At 66.6% G+C, this 23,001-nt stretch carries 22 protein-coding genes; 15 read left to right on the forward strand and 7 right to left on the reverse strand.

Features of this window, described 5'->3' with window-relative positions; genetic code table 11:
- Positions 1-82: 82 nt before the first annotated feature.
- The 5 genes from ACUDTM_RS17715 (at position 83) to ACUDTM_RS17735 (ending at position 6,438) form a co-directional block, all read left to right on the forward strand.
- The gene (locus tag ACUDTM_RS17715) at positions 83-2,272 is read left to right on the forward strand and encodes an MGH1-like glycoside hydrolase domain-containing protein (protein WP_334271299.1); all 2,190 of its coding nucleotides are present in this window, start codon (positions 83-85) and stop codon (positions 2,270-2,272) included.
- Positions 2,269-3,756 (forward strand): MFS transporter, encoded by a 1,488-nt coding sequence (locus ACUDTM_RS17720; protein ID WP_088496554.1) that lies wholly within the window; start codon positions 2,269-2,271, stop codon positions 3,754-3,756. Before ACUDTM_RS17715 ends, ACUDTM_RS17720 begins: the two co-directional genes overlap by 4 nt.
- On the forward strand, positions 3,756-5,471 hold the full coding sequence (locus tag ACUDTM_RS17725; protein ID WP_188241200.1) for an alpha-amylase family glycosyl hydrolase: 1,716 nt from the start codon (positions 3,756-3,758) through the stop codon (positions 5,469-5,471). Before ACUDTM_RS17720 ends, ACUDTM_RS17725 begins: the two co-directional genes overlap by 1 nt.
- A 121-nt stretch (positions 5,472-5,592) precedes the next feature.
- Positions 5,593-5,979: an SseB family protein gene (locus ACUDTM_RS17730; protein ID WP_072168643.1), complete on the forward strand. Its 387-nt coding sequence runs from the start codon at positions 5,593-5,595 to the stop codon at positions 5,977-5,979.
- Positions 5,980-6,120: 141 nt separating this feature from the next.
- Positions 6,121-6,438 carry a hypothetical protein gene (locus tag ACUDTM_RS17735; protein ID WP_111201188.1) on the forward strand — a complete coding sequence of 106 codons (318 nt, stop codon included), beginning with the start codon at positions 6,121-6,123 and terminating at the stop codon, positions 6,436-6,438.
- Positions 6,439-6,549: 111 nt separating this feature from the next.
- On the opposite strand, the gene ACUDTM_RS17740 is transcribed toward ACUDTM_RS17735, so the two are convergent.
- Positions 6,550-7,581: a LacI family DNA-binding transcriptional regulator gene (locus tag ACUDTM_RS17740; RefSeq protein WP_088496557.1), complete on the reverse strand. Its 1,032-nt coding sequence runs from the start codon at positions 7,579-7,581 to the stop codon at positions 6,550-6,552.
- Positions 7,582-7,872: 291 nt separating this feature from the next.
- Here ACUDTM_RS17740 and ACUDTM_RS17745 point away from each other — a divergent pair, with 291 nt between their 5' ends.
- The gene (locus tag ACUDTM_RS17745; protein WP_043034165.1) at positions 7,873-8,445 is read left to right on the forward strand and encodes a single-stranded DNA-binding protein; all 573 of its coding nucleotides are present in this window, start codon (positions 7,873-7,875) and stop codon (positions 8,443-8,445) included.
- Positions 8,446-8,568: 123 nt separating this feature from the next.
- On the opposite strand, the gene ACUDTM_RS17750 is transcribed toward ACUDTM_RS17745, so the two are convergent.
- Positions 8,569-9,480 (reverse strand): LysR family transcriptional regulator, encoded by a 912-nt coding sequence (locus tag ACUDTM_RS17750; RefSeq protein WP_072168646.1) that lies wholly within the window; start codon positions 9,478-9,480, stop codon positions 8,569-8,571.
- Between the two features lie 98 nt (positions 9,481-9,578).
- On the opposite strand from ACUDTM_RS17750, the gene ACUDTM_RS17755 reads away from it, so the two are divergent.
- The 6 genes from ACUDTM_RS17755 (at position 9,579) to ACUDTM_RS17780 (ending at position 14,837) form a co-directional block, all read left to right on the forward strand.
- Positions 9,579-9,905 carry a nuclear transport factor 2 family protein gene (locus ACUDTM_RS17755; RefSeq protein ID WP_072168647.1) on the forward strand — a complete coding sequence of 109 codons (327 nt, stop codon included), beginning with the start codon at positions 9,579-9,581 and terminating at the stop codon, positions 9,903-9,905.
- Positions 9,902-10,684, forward strand: a complete 783-nt coding sequence (locus tag ACUDTM_RS17760) for an SDR family oxidoreductase (protein ID WP_061479191.1) — start codon at positions 9,902-9,904, stop codon at positions 10,682-10,684. The genes ACUDTM_RS17755 and ACUDTM_RS17760 overlap by 4 nt, the downstream gene beginning before the upstream one ends.
- Positions 10,685-10,894: 210 nt before the next feature.
- Positions 10,895-11,791 carry a hydroxypyruvate isomerase family protein gene (locus ACUDTM_RS17765; RefSeq protein WP_353761292.1) on the forward strand — a complete coding sequence of 299 codons (897 nt, stop codon included), beginning with the start codon at positions 10,895-10,897 and terminating at the stop codon, positions 11,789-11,791.
- Positions 11,792-11,818: 27 nt separating this feature from the next.
- On the forward strand, positions 11,819-13,504 hold the full coding sequence (locus ACUDTM_RS17770; RefSeq protein WP_134972169.1) for a GMC oxidoreductase: 1,686 nt from the start codon (positions 11,819-11,821) through the stop codon (positions 13,502-13,504).
- A complete protein-coding gene (locus tag ACUDTM_RS17775) occupies positions 13,504-14,079 on the forward strand; it encodes a gluconate 2-dehydrogenase subunit 3 family protein (RefSeq protein WP_088496559.1) in 576 nt (191 codons plus the stop codon). The genes ACUDTM_RS17770 and ACUDTM_RS17775 overlap by 1 nt, the downstream gene beginning before the upstream one ends.
- The gene (locus ACUDTM_RS17780) at positions 14,079-14,837 is read left to right on the forward strand and encodes a 3-keto-disaccharide hydrolase (protein ID WP_072168651.1); all 759 of its coding nucleotides are present in this window, start codon (positions 14,079-14,081) and stop codon (positions 14,835-14,837) included. Before ACUDTM_RS17775 ends, ACUDTM_RS17780 begins: the two co-directional genes overlap by 1 nt.
- 10 nt (positions 14,838-14,847) lie before the next feature.
- Here the strand turns inward: ACUDTM_RS17780 and ACUDTM_RS17785 are convergent, their stop codons facing one another.
- The 5 genes from ACUDTM_RS17785 to ACUDTM_RS17805 are packed head-to-tail and all read right to left on the reverse strand — an operon-like array spanning position 14,848 to position 19,483.
- Positions 14,848-15,144, reverse strand: a complete 297-nt coding sequence (locus ACUDTM_RS17785; RefSeq protein WP_005415640.1) for a c-type cytochrome — start codon at positions 15,142-15,144, stop codon at positions 14,848-14,850.
- Positions 15,145-15,162: 18 nt separating this feature from the next.
- The gene (locus ACUDTM_RS17790) at positions 15,163-16,029 is read right to left on the reverse strand and encodes a sugar phosphate isomerase/epimerase family protein (protein WP_088496560.1); all 867 of its coding nucleotides are present in this window, start codon (positions 16,027-16,029) and stop codon (positions 15,163-15,165) included.
- A gap of 19 nt (positions 16,030-16,048) precedes the next feature.
- A complete protein-coding gene (locus ACUDTM_RS17795; RefSeq protein ID WP_188241195.1) occupies positions 16,049-17,173 on the reverse strand; it encodes a Gfo/Idh/MocA family protein in 1,125 nt (374 codons plus the stop codon).
- Between the two features lie 12 nt (positions 17,174-17,185).
- Entirely contained in the window at positions 17,186-18,403 is a 1,218-nt protein-coding gene (locus tag ACUDTM_RS17800) for a nucleoside permease (RefSeq protein WP_072168654.1), read from the reverse strand.
- Between the two features lie 27 nt (positions 18,404-18,430).
- Positions 18,431-19,483 (reverse strand): sugar phosphate isomerase/epimerase family protein, encoded by a 1,053-nt coding sequence (locus ACUDTM_RS17805; RefSeq protein ID WP_072168655.1) that lies wholly within the window; start codon positions 19,481-19,483, stop codon positions 18,431-18,433.
- 95 nt (positions 19,484-19,578) lie between these two features.
- On the opposite strand from ACUDTM_RS17805, the gene ACUDTM_RS17810 reads away from it, so the two are divergent.
- The 3 genes from ACUDTM_RS17810 to ACUDTM_RS17820 all read left to right on the forward strand — a co-directional run bounded on the left by ACUDTM_RS17810 (position 19,579) and on the right by ACUDTM_RS17820 (position 22,927).
- Positions 19,579-20,583, forward strand: a complete 1,005-nt coding sequence (locus tag ACUDTM_RS17810) for a LacI family DNA-binding transcriptional regulator (RefSeq protein ID WP_088496563.1) — start codon at positions 19,579-19,581, stop codon at positions 20,581-20,583.
- A 149-nt stretch (positions 20,584-20,732) separates the two neighbouring features.
- Positions 20,733-21,785, forward strand: coding sequence for a sensor domain-containing diguanylate cyclase (locus tag ACUDTM_RS17815; RefSeq protein WP_072168657.1), 1,053 nt, complete (start codon positions 20,733-20,735; stop codon positions 21,783-21,785).
- Positions 21,786-21,901: 116 nt separating this feature from the next.
- Positions 21,902-22,927 (forward strand): AI-2E family transporter, encoded by a 1,026-nt coding sequence (locus ACUDTM_RS17820; RefSeq protein WP_072168658.1) that lies wholly within the window; start codon positions 21,902-21,904, stop codon positions 22,925-22,927.
- Positions 22,928-23,001: the final 74 nt, after the last annotated feature.

Here is a 23,001-nt window from a genome sequence, read left to right on the forward strand (position 1 = left end):
CCCGCCGGCAACGACGGTGCGGACCTACAACGCGTGCAGAGAGGGAGGGAGGCCGACGGGCGCGAGCCGGTCCGCCGCTTCGATGCTGAAGATCATTTGCCTGACCGCTGCCCTGGGGGCAGCGCTGGGGACGACCGCGCAGGCGGCCGACCTGCAATTCGACGGCCGCCATGCGCGCGCCGAAGCCGCTGCCAAGGGCAGCTTCGTGCTGCATGCGCCGAAGCGCGAGGTGCGCATCGCGCCGATGCCGATGCGCAGCCAGACCGGCAGCGTGATGTTCGATGCCCTGTTCGCACTGGCCCAGCAGGAGATGGACCAGGACCGCGTGGATGCGATCCGTGATCCCGCCTTCGACGAAGGCCGGCCGGTGCCCTGCGAGTGCTTCCAGACCGGCGCGCGCTGGCCCTATGTGTGGACGCGCGATGTCAGCTTTGCCGCCGATCTGGCGCTCGCACGCCTGGACCCGAAGCGCACCCGGCAGTCGCTGCAGTTCAAGCTGTCGGCGGCGCGCGATGGCCGTACGCCCGGCCTGTTCGTTGCGCAGGACACCGGCTCCGGCGGCAGCTGGCCGATCAGCAGCGACCGCGTGGTGTGGTTCCTGGCCGCGCGTCACCTGCTGGAGGATCGCGCGTTTGCCGACCAGGTCTGGCAGGCGCTGCAGGCCACGCTGGCGCAGGACCGCGCGATGGTGTTCGACGTGCAGATGGGCCTGTACCGCGGCGAGACCTCCTTCCTGGACTGGCGCGAGCAGACCTATCCAGACTGGACCCGCGAGGATGTGCGTTTCATCGGTGATTCCTACGCACTGTCCACCAACGTGCTCCACTACCAGGCACTGCGCCTGGCCGAACGCCTGGCCGGGCAGCACGGCGATGCCCGCGCGGCCGACTACAAGGCCTGGGCCGATGCATTGGCGCAGCAGATCGATGCGCGCTTCTGGCGCGAGGATATCGGCCAGTACATGAGCTACATCGGCGAAGCCGCGCACCCGGTACCGTACGCCAAGGTCGATCTGCTCGGCCTCTCGCTGGGCATCCTCGCCGAGGTGCTGCCGCCCGAGCGCGCGCGGCGTGCGCTGGCGGCGTATCCGATGGGCCCGGCTGGCAGCCCGGTGGTCTGGCCGCAGGAAGCACAACAGCCGATCTATCACAACCGGGCGATCTGGCCGTTCGTCAGTGCCTACTCGCTGCGTGCGGCGCGGCAGCTGGACGATGCGCCGCGCATCGCCGCCGAGATCCGCTCGCTGATGCGCGGTGCCGCGCTGGCAGGCTCCAACATGGAGAACTACGAACTGGTCACCCAGGCCGTCCATGTGGATGAAGGCGCGCTCAGCGGGCCGGTGGTCAATTCGGAGCGCCAGCTGTGGTCGGTGGCTGGATATCTGTCGATGGTGGTCGAGGGCGTGTTCGGCGTGCAGGACGATGGCCGCGTGCAGCCCAAGCTGCCAGCCGCGCTGGTCCCCGAACTGTTCGGCAAGCAGCGCCGCATCTCCCTGGAGGCCGATGGCAAGCGCTATGTGCTGGAGCGGCCGAAGCAGGTGGGTGATGGCCTGCTGGTGGCGGGCGAGGTAAAGACGCGTGGCGCCACCACCACCGTGCAGCTGGTGGCCACCGCAGCGGCACCGCGCAGCGTGGCGACGACGGCCGACGCCAATGCGCGCGCACCGGCCACGCCGGCCGCACCGCAGGCGCGACGCGAGGGCAGGGGCTGGAATGTCGAGGTCGCTGCCGGCCAGGTGCTGTGGCAGGACGGCCGGGCGCTCACCGCCAGCAATGGCCTGGCACGCATCGGTGACGATGGCCTGCAGCATTGTCTGAGCCTGACCCGGCGCGACGGCGCATTGGAATCGCTGCACAGTCCGATGGTCTGCGTCGGTCCGCAGCAGCGATTGAAGGGTGCCGAGCGCTGGCAGTTCACCTCGGCCAAGGCGGGGCAGGTGCGCCTGCGCCTGCAGTACAGCAACGCGAATGGGCCGATCAACACGGGCGTGACCGCCGCGGTGAAGCAGCTGGTGCTGCAGTGCCCGGGCCAGCCGTTGCAGCGGCACACCGTCACCCTGCCGCACAGCGTGGCCGTGCAGGACTCGACCTCGGCGACGTTCCCGGTGCCGAAGGGCCGATGCGCGGTCACGCTTGAAGAGGGCTTCAACATGAGCACACTGCAGCACTTCGCGCACTACACCGGGGGCAAGGGCGGGCGCGACGGCGTGCTCAACCAGGCGCAGGTGCAGGCGCTGACGGTGGCGCCCGTGGCCGTAGAGGGCGCGCGATGAATCGCCCCGCCAAACCCCAGCTGTCGTTCTGGCAGATCTGGAACATGTGTTTCGGTTTTCTCGGCATCCAGTTCGGCTTCGCCCTGCAGAATGCCAACGCCAGCCGCATTTTCGAGACGCTGGGCGCGGACATCGACGCGGTACCGGGGCTGTGGATCGCCGCGCCGCTGACCGGCCTGCTGGTGCAGCCGGTGATCGGTTACCTGTCCGATCGCACCTGGACGCGCTGGGGGCGGCGCCGTCCGTTCTTCATGATCGGTGCGGTGCTGACCACGCTGGCCCTGCTGGTGATGCCGAATTCGCCGACGCTGTGGATCGCGGCCGGCACGCTGTGGGTGCTCGATGCCTCGATCAACGTATCGATGGAGCCTTTCCGTGCCTTTGTCGGCGACCAGCTGGCGCCACGCCAGCGTCCGGCCGGCTACGCGATGCAGAGCTTCTTCATCGGCGTGGGCGCCATCGTCGCCAGCTTCCTGCCGTTCATCCTGGCCCATTTCGGCGTTGCCAATACGGCCGCCGCCGGTGAGGTGCCGGACACCGTGCGCTATGCGTTCTACTTCGGCGCGGCGGTGCTGCTGGCGGCAATCACCTGGACGGTGGTCAGCACCCGCGAATATTCACCAGCAGAACTGGCTGCCTTCGATGATGCCGAGCCGCCGGCGCATCATGCGGGAGCGGTGATCAACGGCCCGGCGCCATGGACGCGGGTGGCCCTGTGGCTAGGGCTGGGTGTGCTGTTGGCGCTGCTGATCACCTGGCGGCAAGGCGACAGGATGCTGTATGTGCTGGCAGGCCTGTGCGCCGGCTACGGCCTGCTGCTGGCGGCCGCGCGCGTGTTGCCGGCCACGCATATGCTGGCCGCCATCGTCGGCGACCTGCGCGCGATGCCGGTGACCATGCGCCGCCTGGCGTGGGTGCAGTTCTTCTCATGGTTCGCGCTTTTCGCCATGTGGATCTACACCACTGCTGCGGTGGCCGGTACCCACTTCGGTTCGACCGATCCACAGTCGGCGGCCTACAACGAAGGTGCCAACTGGGTTGGCGTGCTGTTTGGCGCCTACAACGGCTTCGCTGCGTTGGCGGCGGTGCTGATTCCACCGATGGTGCGTGCGATCGGCCTGCGCTGGAGCCACCTGGTCAACCTGTGGCTGGGCGCTGCCGGCCTGGTCTCGCTGATGTTCATCCGCGACCCGCACTGGCTGCTGCTGTCGATGGTGGGTGTGGGTTTTGCCTGGGCATCGATCCTGTCGTTGCCGTATGCACTGCTGTCCGACAGCGTGCCTGCGTCGAAGATGGGTGTGTACATGGGCATCTTCAATTTCTTCATCGTGATCCCGCAGCTGGTGGCGGCCAGTGCGCTTGGCTTTGCCCTGCGCGCATGGCTGGGTGGCCAGCCGATGCATGTGCTGGTGCTGGGCGGCTGCAGCCTGTTCGTCGCCGGCCTGTGCGTGCTGCGGGTTCCGTCCCGTCCGGAGGTGGTGTGATGCGTGGTGTCCTGGCTGTTGCCGTTTCCCTTGCCCTGTTCGCCGGCCAGGCCGTGGCCACGCCGCGCCCGGACTACGTCGGCACCACCGAACCGTTCGCCAGCGATGCGGTGTACTTCGTGGTCACCGACCGCTTCGTCAACGGTGATCCATCCAATGACCATCGCGACCAGGGTGGCGCGCACCGCACCTTCGACATCCCGGTGCCATGCCCGGACAAGGTGGACGGCAACATTGGCTACCTCGGCGGCGACTTCCGTGGCGTGCTCGACAATGCGCAGTACATCCGCAACCTGGGTTTCGGCGCGGTGTGGATCACGCCGATCATCGACAACCCCGACCAAGCTTTCACCGGCAGCAAGCCGATCAGCTGCACCAGCACGCTGACCGACCGCGGCAAGACCGGCTACCACGGCTACTGGGGCATCAACTTCTACAGACTCGATGAGCACCTGCCCAGCAGGGACCTGGACTTCGCCGGACTGACCAAGGGCCTGCACGGTGCCGGCCTGAAGGTGGTGCTGGACATCGTAGGCAACCACGGTTCGCCGGCCTGGACCATGCCGACACGGCAACCGCAGTTCGGTCAGATCTTCGACAAGGATGGAAAGTTGATCGCCGACCACCAGAACCTGCCGCCGCAGAAGCTGGACCCGGAGCACAACCCGCTGCACGCGTTCTACAACAACATCGGTCCGGTCGACAGCAAGGACGGCTCGATCTTCGACGGCAACCTGGCCGAGCTGTCCGACTTCAACCAGGACAATCCGGCGGTGATGGATTACCTGGTCGGCGCTTACCTGCAGTGGACCGCGCAGGGCGTGGACGCATTGCGCATCGACACCATCGGCTGGCTGCCGCACCCGTGGTGGCATGAATTCGTCAAGCGCATCCGCGCCGAGCATCCGGGCATGTTCATGTTCGGCGAAGCCTTCGACTACAACGCGGCGACCATTGCCGAGCACACCTGGCCGGCCAACGCCAATGTCAGCGTGCTCGACTTCCCGTTGCGCGGTGCTCTGGAGCAGACCTTCGGCACCGCCGGCAAGGGCTTCGAGACGCTGGCCGAGCCGCTGCACCTGAGCGGTGGCCCGTATGCCAATCCGTACGAGCTGATGAGCTTCTACGACAACCACGACATGCCGCGCCTGCAGGCCAGTGACAACGGCTTCATCGACGCGCACAACTGGCTGTTCACCGCGCGCGGCATTCCGGTGGTCTATTACGGTTCGGAAACCGGCTTCATGCGCGGCCGCGCCGAGCATGCCGGCAACCGGGCCTACTTTGGCCAAGCGCGCGTGGACGCCGCGCCGCAGAGCCCGATCTTCGCGCCGCTGCAGCGCATCGCCAAACTGCGTGAAGCGACCCCGGCACTGCAGCGTGGCTTGCAGGTGAACGAGCGCCTGCACGGCGACGAAGCGGTGTTCCTGCGCGTGCTGCAGCAGGAAGATCTGGCGCAGACGGCGCTGGTGCTGCTGAACAAGGGCGATGTGGCGCGCACCTTCGAGGTGGATCGCTACCTGCAGGCCGGCACGTGGCGTGACGCGCTGGATGGCGGCACGGTGAAGGTCGAGCGGCAGCTGAAGACTAACGTGCCGGCGCATGGGGTAAAGGTCTATGTGCTGGACGCCACCGTGCAGCAGCCGGCACTGCAGGCCGAACTGGACAAGGCGATGGCTGACCAGCGGGCACGGGACCAGCGCCTGGGGCGGTAGTGCCGGTCGCTGGCCGGCAACTCATGAATCCATGGTCCCTTCAGGTGCCGGCCAGCGGCCGGCACTACCGGGGGGACCACATCCGGCACAATAGGCACCCCTCACGCCGTGCCGCACCGCCATGACCGACCTCGCCCCGCAGACCCCGATCGAAACCCTGCTGAAGGCGGCGATGGACGGGGCGGTGCCGATCCGCGCCTTCATGGAAGCCTTCGTCGCCTCCGAGGTGGTGCTGCAGACCGGCAGCCTGGTGACCCCCGACGGCAGCGGCTTCGACCCGCTGCTGTTTGACAAGCAGGGCACCCTGCACGTGGCCGTGTTTACCGACCCATCGCGGGTGGGCATCTACAGCCAGCAGGCCGAACACCAGATCCGCTGGCTGATGCTGGACGTGCTGCGTCGCGTGCCGGGTGGCTACGGCGTGGTGATCAACCCCGGCACCGCGCTGGGCTTCGAGATCTCGCCCAGCGGCGTCGGCGAGATCCTGAAGGACTTCGCCCAGGGTTGATTGTCATGTAGAGCCGAGCCCATGCTCGGCTGCCGTTCGCGCCATGCCGGATCAGTCGAGCACGGCCCGACCCTACAGAACGCTTCCCTTCGGGTGCAGTACGTGGTTCCTTTTGGATAACACCAGGATCGAGGCTCTGCTGTGGAATTGAAGGAATTACCTGTCGGCTCACCGGCACGATCACGCCATTCCCGCTCCGCACTGATCTTCCTGATCGCAGCCATCGTTGCCGCGCTGGTGTCCGTGCCCCTGCTGCGCGCGGTGGGCATCGTGCAGTGGCCGGCATTCGCCATTGCCTGGCTGATCAACCTGGGTTCGGCCTGGTATCTGGCCCAGTGGGCACGCCAGCAGGGCCGTTCGGCGTGGGCCTACGGATTGCCGGCGGTGCTCGGTACCGTCGCTTCGATCGTGGTCTATGTGCTGTTGGCGTTGCTGGGGCCGAAGGCCGGGGCACGCTGAACCTGCGCGCCTGTCGCGGGTAGTTTGCCGAGCACGGCTCGGCACTGGCACTAGGGTAAGACCAAGCCAAACAACAAGGGCGAGGCCAAGAGCGATCCCGCCCTGCGGCGCCTACCCGCGCAGCGACGATTCCCGCACCACCAGCTTCACCGGGATGCTCTGGCTCTCCACCGGCTGCCGGCCGATCAGCGTCAGCAGGCGCTCCACCAGCAGCTGGCCGGCCTGCTTGGTGTCCTGCTGCACCGTGGTCAGCGCCGGGGATACCGAAGCGGCCAGCGGGATATCGTCGAAGCCGGTCACCGCCACGTCCTGCGGTACCCGCAGCCCGGCCTCGCGCAGGGCGCGCATCGCACCGATGGCGATCAGGTCGCTGGCCGCGCAGATCGCATCGATCGGCTCGCCGCGCGCCAGCAGGGCCTGGCAGGCCTCCTGGCCGGAGGCCTCGGTGGTGATCGCATCGTGCTGCAGCGCCGGTTCGGCGGCCAGGCCGTGGTCCTGCAGGGCCGCGACATGGCCGCGGTAGCGCTCCTGGAATTCGGGGTAGTGGCTGGAGGCATGGCCAAGGAAGGCGATGCGGCGGCAGCCCTGCAGCAGCAGATGGGTGGTGATGTCATGCCCGCCCTGGAAGTTGTCGCTGCCGATCGAGACACCGGGCTGGCCGGGCAGGGCGGCGCCCCAGCGCACGAAGTGCGTGCCCTGTTCGACCAGCCGCTGCAGGCGGTCGCGCGATTCGTGGTAGTCACCGTAGCCGAGCAGGATGATGCCGTCGGCCTTGTTGCTGTCTTCGTAATCTGCCTGCCAGTCGGTGGACAGCTGCTGGAACGACACCAGCAGGTCCTGCCCGTGCAGGGCGCAGGCGCGGGTGATCGAGCCCAGCATCGAATGGAAGAACGGGTTGATCAGCGAATCGTCGTTGGTCGGGTCCTCGAAGAACAGCAGGGCCAGCGTGCCGGCATTGCGCAGGCGCAGGCTGGAGGCGTTCTTGTCGACCTTGTAGTTCAGCTCGCGGGCGATGCGCAGGATGCGCTCGCGGGTCTCGGCGTTGACCATCGGGCTACCACGCAGGGCCCGCGACACGGTCGGCTGGGAGACCCCGGCCAGGTGGGCGATGTCGAGGGAGGTGGCTTTGCCTTTGATCGTCATGGGCGGGCGGAGCGGGCAGGTGGAAGGTGCCCGGGCATGATGCCATGCGCAGACGCGAATGCCTCTCTGGACGTCGGTCGGGGCGAAGGTAAGTCATTGCCGGACAAGGAAATCAGCCTGATCCTTCGGTGCGGTCGGGGTCTCCTGACCGGGCGGACGGCGGCGGCAATGGTAAGATGCGTCGTTCTCGCATTCCCCAAAATTTCACCAGGGGCGGCCCAGCGTACTGCACCCCGCCCGGGGCTGTGCTATCACTGGCGGTCTGCCCCTGGACAACGGACGAAGGTACCTATGGCGCGCGGCATCAACAAAGTCATCCTGGTCGGCAATCTCGGCAACGACCCGGACGTGAAGTACACCCAGGGCGGCATGGCGATCACCCGCATCAGCCTGGCCACCACCAGCGTCCGCAAGGACAAGGATGGCAACCAGCAGGAGCGCACCGAATGGCACCGCGTGGTGTTCTTCGGCAAGCTCGGCGAGATCGCCGGCGAGTACCTGCGCAAGGGCAGCTCGGTCTACGTCGAAGGCAGCCTGCGTTACGACAAGTACACCGGCCAGGACGGCGTGGAGAAGTACTCCACCGATATCATCGCTGATGAAATGCAGATGCTGGGCGGCCGCGGTGAAGGCGGCGGCGGTGGTGGCGGCAACTACGGCGGCGATCGTCCGCAGCGCCAGCAGGCGCCGCGCCAGGAGTACGGCGGCGGTGGCGGCGGCCAGCGTGGTGGCCAGGGCGGTGGCTATGGCAACCAGGGCGGCAACCAGGGCGGCGGCTACGGCAACCAGGGTGGCAACCAGCGTCCGCAGCCGCAGCAGGCGCCGCCGATGGACGACTTCGCTGACGACGATATTCCGTTCTAAGCGCATCTTCGGTGCATCCCGACAAGGGCTCCTGGCATGCCTGCCTGGGGCCCATGTCGTTCTTGAGGCACTGCCGGGATCCTGTTGTCCGGCGGCGGCCGATGCGGACGTTCCTCGATGTTGTCACCGATTACCGAACACGCCCTGGTCCAGCAGGCAATCAATGAACGCACCCAGCAGGGCGGGGCGGTGCCGCCTGTTCGGGTAGTAGAGAAAAAGCCCGGGGCGCGAGACCGACCAATCCGCCAGTACCCGCACCAGCAATCCCTGGGCCAGCAGTTCCCCCACGCGATCCTGCTCGAAGTGATAGGCGATTCCGAGGCCGGCCAGTGCCGCCGCAATCCCGACGTCAGCGTGATTGGTGACGACAGGACCGTCCACGGCGACCTCCAGGTGGCGGCCTCGCTTCTTGAACTCCCATCGGTACTGCCTGCCGTCACTCTGCAGCCGCCAGTTGATGCAGGCGTGATCCTGCAGGTCCGCCGGAGTTCGCGGCGTTCCACGGCGTGCGAGGTAATCCGGTGACGCCACGGCCACCATGTTCAGGTCGGGAGTGAGGCGGATGGCCACCATATCCTTCTCGAGCTGCCCACCCACGCGGATGCCTGCATCAAACCGCCCACTGACGATGTCGCTGAGCGCGTCGTCGACCACGATGTCGACAACGACATCAGGGTAGGCCTGGTGGAAGCGGGCAAGCCGCGGGGCAATCAGTGTTCTTGCGGCGATGCCCAGCGTATTGATGCGCAGGGTCCCGTTGATCCGTCCGCTCGCTTCGCTGGTTTCAGCGACCGCTACCGCCAACTCCTGGAACAGCGGCGCGATGCGCGCGTACAGTCGTCCGCCACTTGCCGAGGGTGCCACGCTTCGTGTTGTGCGATTCAGAAGGCGGGTGCCGAGACGGCCTTCCAGTTGACGGATGGTCTGGCTCAGGGCCGAGGGCGATACCCCCAGATGTTCCGCCGCCCGCGCGAAGCTCTGACGTTCCACTACCGCCACGAAGGCCTTCAGTTCAGCGAACTCGGATCCGCGCATTATGTAAGATTCTTGACATAACCCATTCGGATTATAGGGCATTCACTTAACCGACCTGCGTGCACATCCTGAGCGCCTCACCACTGCAGGAGCCAGGAATGAATGCGTTGACTCTCCCAGAACCCATCGCCGCGTACTTCGCGGCCGAACATGACCCCGAAGTGCTGGCGCGTTGTTTTGCCGCCCAGGCTGTGCTGAAGGACGACGGGCACACCCTCGTCGGCGTCGACGCCATCAAAGCCTTCCTGGCCGAGGCATCGGCCAAATACAGCGCCACCAGCGTGCCGAGCGCCATCGAACGGCAGGGGAAACACCACGTTGTCCGTGCCATCGTGAGCGGCAACTTCCCCGGCAGTCCGATTCTGCTGAGCTACCGTTTCGAACTGGAACGGGGCCTGATCGCATCGCTGGAGATCACCGCATGAGCTTCGATCTTCAACTCGGTGGCCTGCGGGCCGTGGTGACCGGCGGCACGGCCGGTGTGGGGGCGGCCGTGGTCAGGACCCTTGCCGAGGCCGGGGCCAGGGTGATGACGTCGGCGCGCAGCCTGCCGGCACGCCCGGTGGAAGGAGTCGCCTACGTAGCCGCCGATCTGTCGACGGCCGAGGGCACCGGCATTTTCGCCCACGCCGTGCTGCAGGCATGGGGCGGCGCAGACATCCTGGTCAATGTGCTGGGGGGATCAAAGACACCTGGCGGCGGCTTCGCAGCGATCAGTGATGCGCACTGGCTTGCCGAGCTGAACCTGAATCTGATGCCGGCGGTCCGTCTGGATCGTGCCTTGCTGCCATCCATGCTCGCGCAGCGCGCTGGCGTGATCATCCACGTCAGTTCGATCCAGCGCATGCTGCCTCTGCCGGAGTCCACCACCGCGTATGCCGCCGCCAAAGCGGCACTCACGACCTACAGCAAGTCGCTTTCACGAGAGGTCACTCCCAAGGGCGTGCGGGTGTTGAGCGTAGCGCCGGGCTGGATCGAGACAGAAGCATCCCGGGAATTTGCAGAGCGGATCGCGGCAGAAGCGGGAACCGATTATGAAGGTGGCAAGAGGCTGGTCATGGACTGGCTCGGCGGGATCCCGGTGGGACGGCCCGCGGCACCGCAGGAGGTGGCCGATCTGATTGTGTTCCTGGCGTCTCCCCGGTCGGCGTCGATTGCCGGAACGGAGTATCGGATCGACGGCGGCACGATTTCGACGCTGTAGCCAACAGGCGTCGTCCTGCTTCCACCGCCAGAAGGAAAGCCTCGCTCACGCGGGGCTTTTGTTTTCCAGGTCGGCTGCGGAGTTGTGCCTCGCAGCATTGATTTTCGTGCACTGCGACTTGCAAACACACAAATTCCTCCCCTATGGTGCAATCGATTGCATTGCAGTGAATCCTCAGTGTTTGATGTCGGTTGGGAGGCCGGCAGGTGGATGTCCATCCATTCGATCAGACCGGCCCCGGCGATGGGCATCACGCGACGCGACGCGCTACGTCTTGCGGTTGCCGGCGGCATTGGCCTGGGGGCTGCAGGTGTGCTCCCTGCATTCGCCGCCGATGCCCCCCTCAAAGGAAACCTGAAGCACGCCGTCGCCCGCTGGACCTTCCCGCAGCTGTCGGTCGCCCAGCTCTGCACGACGGTGAAGGACATCGGTTTCGCCGCGATCGACCTGGTCGGTCCCGAGGACTGGCCCACGCTGAAGGCCCACGGCGTCTACAGCTCGATGTGCAACGGCGCGGAGCTGGGCCTGACCAAGGGTTTCGCCGGCCGCGAGTTCCACGACCAGCTGGTGGAGCGCTACACGCGGCACATCGACCTGGTCGCCGATGCCGGCTACCGCAACCTCATCTGCTTCTCCGGCAACCGCAACGGTATGGACCCGCAGGATGGCATGGCCAATGCCGAAGCCGGCCTCAAGCGCATCCTCGGGCATGCCGAGAAGCGCGGCGTGGTGCTGGTGATGGAGCTGCTCAACTCCAAGGTCGATCATCGCGACTACCTGTGCGACCACTCCGCATGGGGCGTGGAGCTGTGCCAGCGGCTCGGCTCGGACAATTTCGGCCTGCTCTACGACATCTACCACATGCAGATCATGGAGGGCGACATCATCGCCACCATCGGAAAACACCATGCCTGTTTCAAGCACTACCACACCGCAGGCGTGCCCGGCCGGAACGAGATCGGAGACCAGCAGGAGCTCAACTATCCGGCCATCTGCCGCGCGGTCCGCGACACCGGTTTCAAGGGGTATCTGGCGCAGGAGTTCATGCCTGCCGCGCCCGATCCCGTTGCTTCATTGCGCGAGGCGATCCGCCTCTGCGACGTCTGAAACGATATCCACCCAGGTGAGAGACCCATGGCAGATAATCACTACGACGCCATTGTTGTTGGCTCGGGAATCAGTGGCGGCTGGGCAGCGAAGGAGCTGACCGAGAAGGGCCTGAAGGTCCTGATGCTGGAACGCGGGCGCAACATCGAGCACGTTAAGGACTACGTCAATGCGATGAAGGAAGCGTGGGACTTCCCGCATCGCAACCGGCCGACGCAGGCGATGAAGGCCGCTTTTCCGGTGCTGATGCGCGACTACGGCCTCGCCGAGAACCTGGAAGGAATGTGGGCCAACGAGCAGGACTCACCCTACATCGAAACCAAGCGTTTCGACTGGTTCCGCGGCTACCACGTCGGTGGCCGTTCGCTGTTGTGGGGCCGTCAGAGCTACCGCTTCTCCGACCTGGATTTCGAGGCGAACCTCAAGGAGGGCATCGCCACCGATTGGCCGATCCGCTATGCCGACATCGCGCCGTGGTACGACCATGTGGAAAAGTTCGCCGGCATCGCCGGCACGCGCGAGGGACTGGACGTGCTGCCGGATGGTGAGTTCCTGCCGCCTATCCCGTTGAACATCGTCGAGAAGGACGTGGCCGCGCGGATCAAGAAGGCCTTTGGCGGCACGCGGCACATGATCCACTCGCGCACGGCCAACATCACCCAGCCGATGCCCGAGCAGGGGCGCGTGAACTGCCAGTATCGCAACAAGTGCATTCTGGGCTGTCCCTTCGGAGCCTACTTCTCGACCCAGGCGGCGACGCTGCCAGCGGCGATGAAGACCGGCAACCTGACCCTGCGGCCGTTCTCGATCGTCAAGGAAGTGCTCTACGACAAGGATCGCAAGCGCGCGCGTGGCGTGGAGGTGATCGACGCCGAGACCGGGCAGACCTACCAGTACACGGCCAAGGTCATCTTCCTCAACGCATCGTCCTTCAACTCGACCTGGCTGCTGATGAACTCGGCCACCGATGTCTGGGAGGGGGGGCTGGGGTCTTCGTCGGGCGAGCTGGGGCACAACGTGATGGACCATCATTTCGGTGCGGGCGCCTCGGGCCGGGTCGAGGGCTACGAAGACAAGTACTACTTCGGCCGCCGTCCGTGCGGCTTCTACATTCCGCGGTTCCGCAATGTCGCCGCCGACAAGCGTGGCTACCTGCGCGGATTCGGCTACCAGGGCGGTGCCAGCCGCACCGGCTGGTCGCGCGAGATCGCCGAGCTGAACATCGGTGCCGACCTGAAGGAAGCGCTGACCGTGCCCGGTGACTGGCGCATCGGCATGACCGGGTTCGGTGAGATGCTGCCGCACCACGACAACACGATCCGCCTGGACCGCGAGCGCAAGGACAAGTGGGGGCTGCCGGTGCTGGCGATGGACGTGTCCATGCGCGCCAACGAACTGGCGATGCGCAAGGACATGGCCGCCGATGCTGCCGAAATGCTGGAGGCGGCCGGGGTCAAGGACGTGAAGATGCACGACAACGACTACGCCCCGGGCAAGGGCATCCATGAGATGGGGACTGCGCGTATGGGACGGGACCGGAAGAGCTCGGTATTGAACGCGCACAACCAGGTCTGGGATGCCCCCAATGTGTACGTCACCGACGGTGCCTGCATGACCTCCAGCGCCTGCGTGAATCCGTCGCTGACCTACATGGCGCTGACCGCGCGCGCGGCCGACCACGCGGTACGCGAACTGAAAGCGGGGAACCTGTGATGGATCGCCGCGAACTGCTGAAGATGATCGTCGCCGCCACCGGTGCGGCCATGGTCGGCCTGCCTGCGCTGGTGCAGGGCAAAGCGCCAGCGGCCGGGGCGATGGCCGCGTTCTCCGATGCCGAAATCAGCACGCTGGACGAGATCGCCGAGACCATCCTGCCGCGGACCCGGACACCCGGGGCGAAGGACGCGGGCGCCGGTGCGTTCATGGCGACGTTCGTCAGCGACTGCTACACCGCCAGGCAGCAGGCGGTGTTCCGCGCCGGGCTGGCGGACATCGACAAGCGCGCCGGTGGCCGCTTCGTGTCGCTCACGGCGGAGGCGCGCACCGGATTGCTGCGTACACTGGATGCCGAAGCCAAGGCGCGCAATGCAGACGTGACCGAAACTGGAACGCCCGAAGAGGGCGAAGCCATGCCGCATTACTTCACGATGATCAAGCAGCTGGCCATCTTCGGCTTCTTCACCTCCAAGGTCGGTGCGACCGGGGTGCTGCAGTACGTCGCCGTGCCGGGGCGCTACGACGGTGACCTCGCCTATGTCCCCGGCACACCTGCCTGGGGGACCAGCTGATGGACACCAACCTGATGATCCGCCCTGCGTTGATCACCGCCGGCCTGCTGGCCGCTGCATCTGCGTTCGCACAGGACAGTGCCGACGCTGTGCGTGACCCGAAGAAGACGGAAGTGTGGACCCCTGTGCCCGCGACCGTGGCAACGCCACCCGGCAAGGCACCGTCCGATGCGATCGTGCTGTTCGATGGCAAGGATCTCTCCGCGTGGGAATCGGAGCAGGGTGGCCGCGTGCCCTGGAAGGTTGCCGGAGGCGCCATGACGGTTGTTCCGGGCAGCAAGGGCATCCGTACCCGGCAACCCTTCTGCGATGTCCAGCTGCATGTCGAATGGCGTACGCCCACCGAAACGAAGGGCTTCGACGGCCAGAACCGGGGCAACAGCGGGATCTTCCTGCAGGGACTCTATGAGTTGCAGGTACTCGACAGCTACCACAACCCGACCTACGCCAATGGCCAGGCGGGTTCGATCTACAAGCAGGCCATGCCACGGGTGAACGCCTCGCGCGCACCGGGCCAGTGGCAGGTCTACGACATCCTCTGGAAGGCCCCGCGCTTCTCGCCGGGCGGCGGCCTGACGTCGCCCGCACGGATCACCGTGCTGCACAACGGCGTGCTGGTACAGGACGACACCGTGCTGGCGGGCAGGACCGAATACATCGGTGCGCCTTCGTACGCACCGCATGGGTGCGCGCCGCTGTATCTGCAGGAACATGACTCCAAGGTCAGCTACCGCAACATCTGGGTGCGCGAGCTGTAGCGCCCACCCGCTACTTCGCCAGGTAGCTGGCGATGTCATCGATCTCCTGCTGTGACAGCTGCGGGAAGGGGGGCATCAGACCGCCGCCCTTCCTGATCCTGTCCTTGACCTGGGCGGGCTGCAGCCGCTTGCCGACATCGGTGAGCGCCGGGAACGTCGGCGGTACACCGGTGCGTTCAGCACCGTGGCAGGCGGTGCAGTGCTGGGCGTAGAGTTTCGCGCCGGCGGCCGGGTCGTCCTTGGCCCACGCTGCCGTCGCAACGTTCATGCCGCCCAGGGCCACGGCCACTGCCAGGATCATTTTCATGTGGGGCTCCTTGATGCGTCAGCGGTGGGCACGGGTGGGCAGGTTGGTGGTCAGGTGTTCACGCAGGTAGTCCGCGCCGGCCTGGATGACCTTGGCCGGGTCGCGTGGCTGGTCGTGTTCGACGATGTACCACTGCACGCCAGCGGTGGCGGCGGCCGGCAGGATCGCGTCCCAGTCCAGCACGCCCTGGCCGACCGCAGCGAATCCACCTTCGTCTTCGGCCTCGCCCTTGGGCGCATTGTCCTTGGCGTGTACCGCAAATATGTGGCCGCGGAACTTGCCAAGCATCACGGCCGGGTCCAGGCCCGCGCGCGCGACCCAGGCCAGGTCCAGTTCGGTCTGCAGCTCGGGGCCGGCGGCGTCGAACAGCAGCTCCAGTCCGGTCCTGCCATTGAAGTCGACCAGCTCGAAGTCGTGGTTGTGATAGGCCAGCTGCATCCCCTTGCCGCGCATCTGCTTGGCAATCCGGCCCAGCTCCCGGCCCAACGCGGTCCAGCCGGCGGCATCGCGCGGACGGTCCTTCTGGTCCAGATAGGGCACCACCAGCGTGCTGTTGCCAATCGAGCGGTTGAAGGCCACCACGGCATCCAGGTTGTCGCGCAGCTCGGCCAGCTGAACGTGCGACGAAACCGCTTTGATCGAGTAACGGTCCAGCAACTGTTTCAGCTCCGCAGCGCTTGCATTCTGCGTACCGACGGTCTCCACCGCACGCACGCCCGCGTCGTGGACGATCTTCAGCTGTTGGTCAAGCGGGCCGGCGTTGCGCAGCGTGTACATCTGCACGGCGATGGGCTTCTGCGCACCGGCTGTGTTTCCTGCGAAGGCGGGCAGGACTGCGAGCAGCAGCAGGACGAGGGTTGCAGTTCTACGGACAGGGATGTTCATCAACAGATCCTCCCGGGATTCAACCGATGGTGGTCCAGGTGCGTGACCTGGCCGATGCAATGACACGATCAACGATCCGCGCCGAGCGCAGGCCGTCTTCGAAGGTGGGCAGGCCCTGCGGCCGCTCGCCTTCAATGGCGCGATAGGTGTCGGCCACGAACGCTTCGAAGCACTGCCCGTAGCCCTGTGCGTGCCCCGCTGGCAGCGGCGACAACCGGCGTTGTTCGGCACTGCCGGCGCCCGGGCCGCGCACGAAGATTTCCTCGCGCTGCTCGGGCAGGCCGATCCACAGCCGCTCGGCATCCTCCTGGTTGAACGCCACGCTGGCGTTGGCGCCGTCGATCTCGAACCAGAGCCGGTTGTGGCGTCCGGCCGAGACCTGGCTGACCGTCAATGACGCCAGCGTGCCCGCGCCGGTCCTGAACATCGCTGCGGCCACGTCCTCGCTCTCGACCGCTTGCTTTGCGCCGTCTGTCGCCGGCGTGCTGAAACTCTGGGAGGTGGTTGCGCTGCGCTCGGCGATCACTGTGGCAAACGCCGCGTTCACTTCGGCGAAGCACTCGCCGCTGACCCATTCAACCAGGTCGCACCAATGCGACCCGATGTCAGCGAACACGCGCGATGTGCCACCCAGTGCAGGGTCAACCCGCCAGTTGTTGCTGGCCGGGTCCAGCAGCCAGTCCTGCAGGTAGCTGCCATGGATCAGGTGCAGTGGCCCCAGATCGCCCTGCGCGATGCGTGCGCGTGCCTCGCGGACCACCGGGTGGTAGCGGTAGACGAAGGGGACGGTGGCGACCAGTCCGGTCGAGGCGGCCAGCGCCGCCAGCGCCTGCGCATCGTCCAGCGTCGTCGCCAACGGTTTCTCGCAGATCACGTGCTTGCCGGCGTCCAGTGCGGCCTGCGCCATCGCGCGGTGCAGGTGGTTGGGCGTGCAGATGTGCACGACCTGTACCTGGGGATCAGCGACGACGTCCTCGATATCGCGATAGGCGCGCGGGACATTCCACGCATGCGCCACCTCGCGCGCGCGCTGCGGCGACGAGGCGGCCACGCCGCGCACCTCGGCGCCAGCCAGCAGTGCCGCGCGGCGATGCACCGCGCCGATCATGCCGGTACCAACGATGGCGATTCCAAGCAGGGGCATCGGCCGGTCTCCTCAGGGTGTGGACGACGCGGCCGCCGCTACCGGGCGGTCGCGGAACAGCAGCAGGAAGGCGATCAGCACCACCAGTGCAACGCCGGCCGGGAACAGCCAGATCTGCTGCCAATCGGGGCCGGCCTCGGTGGTGAAGTGCTCCACTACCGCGCCGGACAGGAAGGTGCCGATCAGCATGCCCACGCCATAGGTGGCCAGGGTGATGAAGCCCTGCGCGCTGCTGCGCGCGGCGGGGCCGGCGTGGGCATCGGTGTAGATCTGGCCGGTGACGAAGAAGAAGTCGTAGCAGATGCCATGCAGTACGATGCCGATCACAAGCAGGGAGAAGCCACTGCCCGCATCGCCGAAGGCGAACAGCGCGTAGCGCACGACCCAGGCTGCCATGCCGACCGCCAGCATGGTCTTCACCCCCAGCCGCACGAACAGGAACGGCATGGCCAGCATCAGCAGCACTTCGGACACCTGGCCCAGCGACTGCAGGCCGGCCGCGCCCTGCACGCCCAGGTCGTTGAGATACGGATTGGTGAAGTTGTAGTAGAACGACAGTGGGATGCAGATGGCGATGGAAGCCAGGAAGAACACCAGGTAGGCGCGCGACTTCAGCAACCGCAGTGAATCCAGCCCCAGGATCTGTCCCAGCCCGGCATCGCGCTGCTGCGCCAGTGGCGGCGTGTGCGGCAGGGTGAACGCATACAGGCCCAGCACCAGCGATGCCAATGCGGCCATGCGGAAGGTCAGTTCAAGCCGATGCGCCTGTTCCCAGCCCAGCCAGCCGATCAGCACGCCTGCAACGATCCAGCCGACGCTGCCGGCCACGCGTACCAGCGGGAACTGCTTCTCCGGCGATTGCATGTGCCGCATGGCGACGCTGTTGGCCAGTGCCAGCGTCGGCATGAACAGGAGCATGTAGCCCATGACGCACGCGGAAAACACGCTGAAACTGGTGGCGGTGGACGCCAGCCACATCAGCACCGCGCCGGCCAGGTGCAGCACCGCCAGGATGCGCTGCGCCGCGAAATAGCGGTCTGCGATCAGGCCGACCAGGAACGGTGCCACGATGGCACCGATGGACTGGCTGAGAAACGCCGTTGCCACCTGGCTTGCGCTGGCCTGCAGCGGGCCCTGTACCAGGTAGGTGCCCAGGGTGACGAACCACGCCCCCCAGATGAAGAACTGCAGAAACATCATCGCGCCCAGGCGCGACATGGCGTGCGTCATGGCTTGCCCTCCCGGGGCGGTCGTGGCTCAGATTCCCAGCATGCGGCGCAGTGATCCAGCGTCCGTGGCGCTCCCGGCAAAGTCGTCGAAGGCGCGTTCGGTTACATGGATGATGTGATCGCGGATGAAGGCGGCACCCTCGCGCGCGCCGTCCTCCGGGTGTTTCAGGCAGCACTCCCACTCCAGCACCGCCCAGCCGGGGAAGTCGTACTGGGCGAACTTCGAGAAGATCGCCTTGAAGTCGATCTGGCCGTCACCGGGTGAGCGGAACCGGCCCGGACGATCGATCCAGTCCTGGTAGCCGCCATACACGCCGCTGCGCACGCTGGGGCGATACTCCGCGTCCTTGACGTGGAAGATGCCGATGCGGGCGTGGTAACGGTCGATGAAACCGAGGTAATCCATCTGCTGCAGCAGCAGGTGGCTGGGGTCGTACAGGATCTTCGCGCGGGGATGATGGTCGACCTCATCGAGGAAGCGCTCGAATGTCGCACCGTCATGCAGGTCCTCGCCCGGGTGGATCTCGAAGCACAGGTCCACGCCGCAGGCATCGAACACATCCAGGATCGGGCGCCAGCGGCGGCCGAGTTCGGCGAAGGCTTCTTCCACCAGGCCCGGCGGGCGCTGCGGCCACGGATAGAAGTAGGGCCAGGCCAGCGCACCGGAGAACGTGGCGTGCGCGGTCAGCCCCAGGCGCTGGCTGGCCTGCGCGGCGAGCCGCAGCTGCTCCACGGCCCAAGCCTGGCGCGCGGGCGGGTTGCCGCGCACGTCTACGGGTGCGAATCCGTCGAACAGGCTGTCGTAGGCGGGATGGACCGCGACCAGCTGCCCCTGCAGATGCGTCGACAGTTCGGTGATCTGCAGGCCGTGCCCGGCCAGCATGCCGGCAACATCGTCGCAGTACGCCTGGCTGCGCGCCGCCTCGGCCAGATCGAACAGGTGGGGCGCGGAGGTGGGAACTTGTACGCCAGAATAGCCCAGACCCGCGGCCCACCCGGCCAGCGTGTCCAGCCGATCAAAAGGAGCTGTGTCGCCGATGAACTGCGCCAGGAACAGCGCTGGACCCTTGAGCGTCTTCAACGTGATTCGCCCTCGATGCAATCGATTGCATTATCCTAGCAGGGGCGCACGCAGGACCTGTTGTGCACTGCACAGCGGACAGGAGAACTAACGCCATGGCCACCATCTACGACATCGCCAGGCACGTCGGCGTCTCCGCAGGCACGGTGTCACGGGCGCTTTCCCGGCCGGACAAGGTGCTGCCGGCCACCCGTGCGCGCATCGAGCAGGCCGCCGCCGCATTGGGCTATGTGCCCAACACGGTGGCCCGGACGCTCAAGACCCAGCGCAGCGGCAAGATCCTGGTCACCGTCCCGGACATCGCCAATCCGTTCTTCGCACAGATCCTGCAGGGTGCGGAGGAGGCCGCGCAGGCGGTCGGCTACGCGGTTCTGCTGGGCGATACCCAGCATCAACCCGATCGTGAGGAGCGCTACGCACAGATGCTCCGGCGCAACGAGGCCGACGGCATGATCGTGCTGGGCCATCGCCTGCCACCGACCGCGCGCGAAATCGTCGAGCAGCGCGGCGCAGCTGCGCCGGTGGTCAATGGATGTGAGTTCGACCCCGCACTGGGCATCCCCAGCGTCCATATCGACAACGCGGCCGCCGCACGCGCGGTGATGGAGCACCTGTACGGCCTGGGGCACGAACGGATCGCCGTGGTCGGCGGGCCACCTGACAACCCCCTGCACCAGCAGCGGCTGGAAGGGGTCCGGGCCGCCGGCAAGGCGCGGGGTCGCCTGCGCCAGCTGAGCATCGTGCCCGGGGACTTTTCCGTTGAGTCCGGGCATGCGGCGGTGATGGCGCTGCTGGACGGCACGCCCGTGCCGACCGCGGTGTTCTGCTTCAGCGACCAGATGGCACTGGGGGCACTGGCGGCCTGTCGCGACCGGGGCATCCGCGTTCCGGAAGCGCTCTCCATCGTCGGCTTCGACGACCTGGCCTCTTCGCGTTATCTCACCCCGCCGCTGACGACCATCCGGCAGCCGATGCGTGAAATCGGCGAGCGCGCGGTCAACCTGCTGCTCGCCATCATCGAACAGATCGATGTACCGCTTCAGCAGACGCTGGAGTTCAGCTTCATGCTGCGCGGTTCGACAGCGGCGCCTCGGTGGTAGCGCAGGCGAGGCAGGGCAGTCGGAGCAGGGCGGCCGGCCCGCGCGTCGTGCCGCGACCTTGATCCCGAATTGACGCAAAGCTGTCAGACTCATCGCAGGCAGCCCGGCAAGGGCCGTGGCAGCAGGTGCGATCGCGCAAGGGGGGGGCAATGCCATTCTTCACCGATTCGGCGGAAGGCGCGGTCGAAGGCATTGGCGCGGCACGTCGCATCGGCTGGATGCGTTTCGTCGGCAATGGACTGGGGGCAATCCCCATCGCTTCGATCATCCTCGAGCGCCACGATGGGCCGCTGGCGTGGGTCCTGCTGCTGCTCAACGCGCTGGCGTGGCCTGCGCTTGCATTGATGCTGACCCAGCGCTCCGGCCAGCCCGCGCTCGTCCAGTTCCGCTGCATGGTGGCCGACTCCTTTTTCGGTGGTGGCTGGATCGCCTTCATGGCGTTGAGCGCGGTGCCCAGTGCACTGTTCGCCGCACTGCTGGTGGCCGACAAGATCGCTGCCGGTGGCGTTCGCCTGGCGATGCGCGCCACGCTGGCCCTGATGCTGGGCTTCGCGCTCACCTGGTGGGCGCTCGGCTTCCCTTACCAGCCGGTCACCTCGCAGCGCACGATCGTGCTGAGTGTCCCGTTCCTGTTCGTGTATGGCATCGGCCTGAGCATTCTCAGCTGGCAGCTGGCGCGCCGGGTCAAATCGCAGAACCGCCAGCTGCAACGTCTCAGCCGGATGGACCCGCTGGTCGAGCTGGCCAACCGTGGCTTCCTGATCCTGCGTGCGCAGCAGGCGCTGGACCGGGCACAGGGCCAGGGCGGCTTTGCCTGCCTGCTGATGCTCGATGTGGACGACTTCAAGCGCATCAATGACTCGCATGGCCACCGCGCCGGTGACGAGGTGCTGCGGCATATCGCGGCGACATTGCGCACCGTTGCCCGGCCCGGTGATACGCCCGCGCGGCTGGGGGGCGATGAGTTCGTCGTGCTGCTGCGCGACTGCACGCCTGTTGACGCGATGCACGTGGCCGAGCGGGTGCGCCTGCACCTGCTCGAGGCCGCGCGGCAGGCCACGCCGGGTGTGGAATTCAGCGTCAGTATCGGCATTGCGGCCACGCCGCGTGGCGGCAGTGTCGAGGACTGGTTGGCACTGGCCGACCGCGCGCTGTACCACGCCAAGCGCCAGGGCAAGAACACCGCCAGCTGCGGCGAGTGAGCGCGCGTGGGGACGGCACGGCTGCCGCCGAACGAGGATGAAATGCCCATTCATCCTGCACGCGGAATCAGCACGCCAATCCTCTACCATGGGCCACCCCGCCCGGACGCGCTCCCATGCAAGACGCTCTCGTTGCCCAGCCCAAGCCCCCCATTCCAAGGATCGCGGCGTGGCTGATGATGCTGCTGGGCATGTGGCTGGCGCTGAAACTGGGCCTGGTGGTCACCCTTCTGTCCGGCCTGCTGGTGTTCCAGCTGACCCACCTGCTGGCTTCCACCGTGGAAGGCAGGCTGCCGCCGGGACGCGCACGGGCGATCGCCGTGATCGTGCTGTCGGCGATCATCATCAGTGCGCTGGTGCTGGCCGGGATCGGCGTGGCCTCGTTCTTCCGCAACGAGACCGGCGGCCCGGACGCATTGCTGGCGCGCCTGATGGAGATCCTCAACACCTCGCGGCATCAGGTACCGGCGCTGCTGCAACCCTACATCCCCGAGGACATGCCGGCGCTGCGCGCGGCGCTGAACGACTGGGCCGCCGAGCATCAGCGCCAGCTGGGCGTGGCCGGTACCTCGGTGGTCCAGGTGGGTGTGCGCGTGCTGATCGGCATGGTGCTGGGTGCGATGATCGCACTGTATGACGAACTGCCGCTGCCGAAGATGGGTCCGCTGGCGCAGGAGCTGATCGGGCGCACCAGCCGCCTGGCCACCGCGTTCCGCCAGGTGGTGTTCGCGCAGGTGAAGATCTCGCTGCTGAACACCGTGTTCACCGCGATCTTCCTGCTGGGCGTGCTGCCGTTGTTCGGCGTGCACCTGCCGCTGTCCAAGACCCTGGTGCTGATCACCTTCCTGGCCGGCCTGCTGCCGGTGGTGGGCAACATCATCTCCAACACGATCATCACCATCGTCGCACTGTCGGTCTCGTTCTATGTGGCGGTGGCGGCGCTGCTGTACCTGATCGTGATCCACAAGCTGGAGTACTTCCTCAACGCGCGCATTGTCGGTGGCGAAATCCAGGCGCGGGCCTGGGAGCTGCTGCTGGCCATGCTGGTGATGGAGGCGGCCTTCGGCCTGCCGGGCCTGGTCGCCGCGCCGGTGTTCTATGCCTACGTGAAGCGCGAACTGGTCGACCAGCGCTGGATCTGACGCGGCGGGGCATGACGTATTTGTCCCGATTCGAGCGTCCGCGCGGCCTTGTCGGTGCGTTCGCGGCGGGCACG

Source organism: Stenotrophomonas maltophilia group sp. vghtpe118 (assembly GCF_052605195.1).